Below are 5,623 nucleotides of genomic sequence, written 5' to 3' on the forward strand. Positions count from 1 at the left end.
ATTCACGCTTTATTACTGACAATTCTATTTCTAGGAAATATTCCTAGTTTTTCTAAGTCTCGCTCTCAGGTCATGCATTTCTCTCAGGCTTACACTTCTCGCCAGCGTAAACACATTTTAATTTGCCGGCCCTTTCCAGCCCGGCGACAACTTCTGAGTCTGAGGATTCCGCATGTTTAAACTACTCGAACAGGTCCGTAAACCGACCTTAGATCTGCCGGTGGAGATCCGCCGCAAAATGTGGTTCAAGCCATTTATCCAGTCTTACCTGGTGGTGTTTATCGGTTACATGACGATGTACCTGATTCGCAAAAACTTCAACGTCGCCCAAAACGACATGATCTCCACCTATGGCCTGTCGATGACAGAACTGGGTTTGATCGGTCTTGGGTTCTCGATCACATACGGGATCGGTAAAACCGTTGTCTCTTATTACGCCGATGGCAAAAACACCAAGCAGTTCCTGCCGTTTATGCTGATTTTGTCGGGCCTAGCTATGCTCGGTTTCAGTTTCAGCATGGGTGGTGGCAGCGCCAGTCTGTTTCTGATGGTGGCATTCTACGCACTAAGCGGTTTCTTCCAGAGTACCGGTGGCCCATCAAGCTATTCAACCATCACCAAATGGACGCCGCGCAACAAGCGTGGTTCGTACCTCGGGCTATGGAACATGTCGCACAACGTTGGTGGCGCGGGGGCTGCAGGTGTGGCGCTGTTTGGTGCGAACGTCCTGTTTGATGGTCATGTTATCGGTATGTTTATCTTCCCGTCGATCATTGCGCTTATCGTCGGCTTTGTCGGACTGCGTTTTGGCAGCGACTCACCTGAGGCTTATGGTCTGGGTAAGGTTGAAGAGCTGTTTGATGAGCCGGTGAGCGAGGAAGACACTACAGCCGAAGAGAAACAGATGACCAAACGTGAGATCTTTGTTGAATACGTGCTAAAAAACAAAGTGATCTGGCTATTGTGTTTCGCCAACATCTTCCTGTACATCGTTCGTATCGGTATCGATCAATGGTCTACAGTTTATGCCTATCAGGAATTGGGCTTATCTAAAGAAACCGCCATCTCCGGCTTTACCTTGTTTGAAGTTGGTGCACTGGTTGGCACACTGATGTGGGGCTACCTGTCAGATCTTGCCAATGGCCGTCGCGCCTTGGTTGCTTGTGTTTCACTGGGGCTGATCATCGTATCACTGGAATTCTACCAGCACGCCGCTAATGAGTTTATGTATCTGGCTTCTCTGTTCGTACTCGGCTTCCTGGTGTTTGGTCCACAACTTCTGATCGGTGTGGCTGCGGTTGGTTTCGTGCCGAAAAAAGCCATTAGTGTGGCGGATGGCATCAAAGGAACGTTCGCTTACCTGATTGGCGACAGCTTCGCTAAGCTCGGCCTCGGTATGATCGCTGACGGTACACCAATCTTCGGTCTAACCGGTTGGAAAGGCACGTTCGCTGCGCTGGATACATCCGCGATGATCTGTATTGTTCTGCTGGCATTCGTTGCGATTGCCGAAGAAAAAAAGATCCGCCGTGCGAAGAAGCTAGAGTTGGCTGAACGTCAGGCTTAATCGCTCACCTTTCCCCAATGGCACGTCATCTGTTATTCAGTTGGCGTGCTTTTTTATTTTCTGGCCCATTTTATTGATCAATTCGGTTGCGTAATCGCCATCCCGGCGCTAAGTTATGCCGCTTTCTTGTCCAGTTAGAATCTCACTTATGATTAATGTCGCGCTCGTAGATGATCACATTATCGTCCGGTCCGGTTTTGCCCAGTTACTCGGACTGGAAACGGATATTCACATTGTGGGTGAATTCGGCTCGGTTGCGGAAGCGCGACGGGGTTTACCCGGCTCTGGCGCCAACGTCTGTATTCTCGACATCTCAATGCCAGACGAGAGCGGGCTCACTTTGCTGCAGGAGCTGCCATCCGGCATCGCTTGCGTGATGCTCAGCGTGCATGACTCACCAGCCATGGTTGAAAAAGCGTTGGAAGCTGGTGCACTGGGCTACCTGAGTAAACGTTGTAGTCCGGATGAGCTTATCCAGGCGGTACGCACCAGCGCCAGCGGCGGCTGCTACCTGACGCCGGATATTGCCCTGAAGCTGGCAACCCCAAAAAGCCGCCCTTCACTGGCGCAATTGACCAAACGAGAGCGTCAGGTCTGCGAAATGCTGGCATCCGGCCTGGGAGTCAAAGCCGTGGCCGCAGAACTGGGGCTAAGCCATAAAACCGTCCATGTACATCGGGCAAATGCGATGGATAAGCTAGGGGTAAAAAATAATGTCTCTCTGGCGAAACTGTTTCAGGACACCTCCTTGTAATGCGCCGTTTCCTGCTCACATCCCTAAGTGGCTGGTTGCTGATCAGTTGCAGTTGGTTCTGTTTGTGGGTGATCTCATACTACTTCGTTAACGATCCAGAGCTGGCAATTCTGTTCTTCCCATTTGCGCTACGACTCGGGATTACTCTGCATACCAGTCCACGCTTTTGGGCCTGCTCTTACGTTGCAGAATGGCTGCTCACCATCGCTTTGGCGATGTTGCTTGAGCAACCGCAATGGTTAACTATTCTGGGCGCCAGTCTGCTCAGCATTCCGGTGACCTGGCTGGCCAAACGCTACTATTTTGGTTCTCAGTGGCGACGCTTAGTCGTCATGACCGCAGTGATCCTGTCGACCGCGTTTATCAATGTACTGGCAGTGAGTTCGCACGTCTCATCGATCTACATGGTCTGGCTGGTCAGCATTACCGGTGGCTTAATGCTGGTTCCGAGTTGTTATCTGATCTGGAATTACCTGTTCCAGAGTACCTGGATCCCGCTCACCTCAAATCTTATCTCTCGACCGATCCAATTTCAGATCCGGCCAGTAGTGCTGTTTTCTCTGCTGTTTTCGGCCAGTATCGCATTACAAATCGGTTTGCCTGACGAACTGCGCCGTTTTGCGCCTTTTTGCCTGGCAATTCCGATCATTCTGCTCGCGGTTCGTTATGGCTGGCAAGGTGCCCTACTCGGCACGCTGCTCAATAGTATCGCGCTGATCGCCGCGCGCAGTGGCGTATCTCAACTGGAAATCACGGATCTTCTCTTGTCCCTATCTGCCCAAACTCTGACGGGGATTTTGCTCGGTATGACGGTGCAACGCCAGCGAGACTTAAACCAGCAACTGCGTAACGAGCTATCACGCAATCAGAGCCTGTCACGGCAGCTAGTAAAGGCGGAAGAATCCGTACGTAAAGAAGTGGCGCGTGAACTGCATGACGAAATCGGTCAGAACATTACTGCGATCCGCACTCAAGCAAGTATCATCAAACGTGTTGAAACCAATCAGATGGGCGTCAATTGTGCGGATACGATTGAGTCGTTGTCATTGAATGTTTATGACACCACCAAAGGCCTGCTCACCCGTTTGCGCCCCAAAACGCTGGATGACCTCAATCTGGTCGAAGCCATAGAACAACTGGTCCGAGAAATGGAGTTTGAGCACATAGGCACAGATGTGACCATAGAGTGGCAAGGAGAATCAGACTCCCTGAATGATGCCACCAGCGTCACCCTCTATCGGCTGTGCCAGGAAGCGCTGAATAATGCCCAGAAGTACGCTCATGCCAGTCACATTCGCATTATGGTTTGTCTGAGCGAGCTGGTTGTCCTCGATATCAAGGACAATGGTATCGGATTTAAACCTCAGGATTCAATGAAAGGTCTCGGCTTAAGGGGTATGCAAGAACGAGTTCAGGCTCTTGGTGGCCAGTTTAGTCTTGTCAGCCATACCACAGAAAGTGCACAACCCAATGGCACACATATTCGTGTGCAAATACCAAGAATATGAGGCCAGGAATGTTCGGACTTTTACGCGCAATGCCGACCTACACAGCGACACTGAATGAAGCTCAGACTCGTGAAAAATACCAGTACTGGCGGCTACACATCATGCTCGGAATGTACTTGGGTTATGCGGGGTTTTATCTAACGCGTAAAACGTTTAATTACGCCATGCCAGCCATGATCGCCGACTTAGGGTTGGATAAAGGTGACATCGGCATCATCGGTACTCTGTTTTATGTCACGTACGGGCTGTCTAAATTTCTCTCCGGCATCATTTCGGACCGCTCCAATCCAAGATACTTCATGGGGTTGGGGTTAATCGCCACTGGCATCATCAACATTCTGTTTGGCCTGTCGAGCTCAATTGCTGCATTTATCTGCCTGTGGGTGATGAACGCCTGGTTTCAAGGTTGGGGCTGGCCACCTTGCTCCAAATTGCTCACGACCTGGTATTCGCGTTCGGAGCGGGGATTCCGTTGGGCAATATGGAATACCGCACATAACGTTGGTGGCGCCATGATTCCGTTGCTGGTGGGATACCTCACCTTGCACTACAGTTGGCGACAAGGGTTTATCGTCCCCGGTGTGATCGGTGTATTAATTGGGCTCCTGCTCTGCTGGCGCTTGCGGGATAAGCCGACTTCCATGGGCTTGCCAACCGTAGGACAGTGGCGTAAAGACCCGCTAGAGCTGGCTCAGGAAAATGAAGGTCAGGGCCTCAAACCGGCGGAGATCCTTAAAGCTTATGTGTTTAATAACAAATACATTTGGCTGTTGGCTTTCAGTTATGTCCTGGTCTACATCGTGCGCACGGCAATCAACGATTGGGGTAATCTTTACCTGACAGAACAACACGGCTACAGCCTGATCAATGCGAATGCGGCACTGTCTCTGTTTGAAGTCGGGGGATTTATTGGCTCTTTGGTCGCGGGATGGGGATCCGACCGTCTGTTTGGAGGTAACCGTGGCCCGATGAACCTGATTTTCGCTATGGGTATTTTTCTTTCGGTCGCTGCGTTGTGGCTAATGCCACTGACCAATTTCGTATTTCAGTCCGCTGGCTTTTTTACCATCGGATTCTTCGTATTCGGCCCGCAGATGCTGATTGGCATGGCAGCGGCAGAATGCTCACACAAAGATTCGGCAGGAGCTGCTACGGGTTTTGTTGGTTTATTTGCTTATATGGGTGCGGCTCTGGCTGGTTACCCACTCGCATTGATCATGGAGTATTACCATTGGACAGGATTCTTTGTCACCATATCCGTTTGTGCCGCGGTGATCGGCTTACTACTGTTGCCTTTTTTGCAGGCGCAATTCCCACAGGAGTCACGCCTGAGTAACAGCACAAACCTTTAGCCAAACAGCTTGCTCCAAATGCTTGGATTACGTTTATCGTGGTATTCAACTCGCAGATCGTCAACCTGACGTAGCGCTTCTTTCGCTTGCTCAAGCTCACCGGCTTGAAGATGTGCTTTAACACCATCTAACGCCACAGTTAGCTTAGTAAACCCTTCTTCATAAAGGTCTTGCTTCTCAGGTGGGTAGACACCCAGTTTGGCCTGATTTACCAACTGAGTCAGGTTCGCAACCGGCGCGTCCATCTCTTCAATATTCTGTGCTTCAGCCGCATGTTTAAACTCAACACGCATCTCTTTCATGGTCGCTTTCAGGTCAGATCCTGATGCGTAAACACTGGTTGCAGCGACTAACGCCAGCAGCGGAATTAACTTTTTCATTGTAAAACTTTAATTGTTATTTGAAGGTGGCGAAAGTGTAACGAAACCAACCATTTCAGCAC

General features: G+C 50.4%; 5 protein-coding genes. 4 read left to right on the forward strand and 1 reads right to left on the reverse strand.

Translation table 11 applies throughout. The features are described 5' to 3' along the window. Nucleotides 1-172 precede the first annotated feature (172 nt). The 4 genes from uhpT (at nucleotide 173) to CAG65_RS11360 (ending at nucleotide 5,181) form a co-directional block, all read left to right on the forward strand. Nucleotides 173-1,567 (forward strand): hexose-6-phosphate:phosphate antiporter, encoded by a 1,395-nt coding sequence (uhpT, locus tag CAG65_RS11345; protein ID WP_021706478.1) that lies wholly within the window; start codon nucleotides 173-175, stop codon nucleotides 1,565-1,567. Nucleotides 1,568-1,715: 148 nt separating this feature from the next. Beyond that, a complete protein-coding gene (uhpA, locus tag CAG65_RS11350) occupies nucleotides 1,716-2,321 on the forward strand; it encodes a transcriptional regulator UhpA (RefSeq protein ID WP_161453701.1) in 606 nt (201 codons plus the stop codon). Continuing rightward, entirely contained in the window at nucleotides 2,321-3,829 is a 1,509-nt protein-coding gene (gene uhpB, locus CAG65_RS11355) for a signal transduction histidine-protein kinase/phosphatase UhpB (protein ID WP_161453702.1), read from the forward strand. Before uhpA ends, uhpB begins: the two co-directional genes overlap by 1 nt. Before the next feature lie 8 nt (nucleotides 3,830-3,837). After that, a complete protein-coding gene (locus CAG65_RS11360) occupies nucleotides 3,838-5,181 on the forward strand; it encodes an MFS transporter (RefSeq protein WP_021706481.1) in 1,344 nt (447 codons plus the stop codon). On the opposite strand, the gene CAG65_RS11365 is transcribed toward CAG65_RS11360, so the two are convergent. Continuing rightward, nucleotides 5,178-5,561: a cytochrome b562 gene (locus tag CAG65_RS11365; RefSeq protein ID WP_161453703.1), complete on the reverse strand. Its 384-nt coding sequence runs from the start codon at nucleotides 5,559-5,561 to the stop codon at nucleotides 5,178-5,180. The genes CAG65_RS11360 and CAG65_RS11365 overlap by 4 nt on opposite strands. Nucleotides 5,562-5,623: the final 62 nt, after the last annotated feature.

The organism is Vibrio sp. V39_P1S14PM300 (assembly GCF_009904765.1).
Taxonomy (GTDB): domain Bacteria; phylum Pseudomonadota; class Gammaproteobacteria; order Enterobacterales; family Vibrionaceae; genus Vibrio; species Vibrio proteolyticus.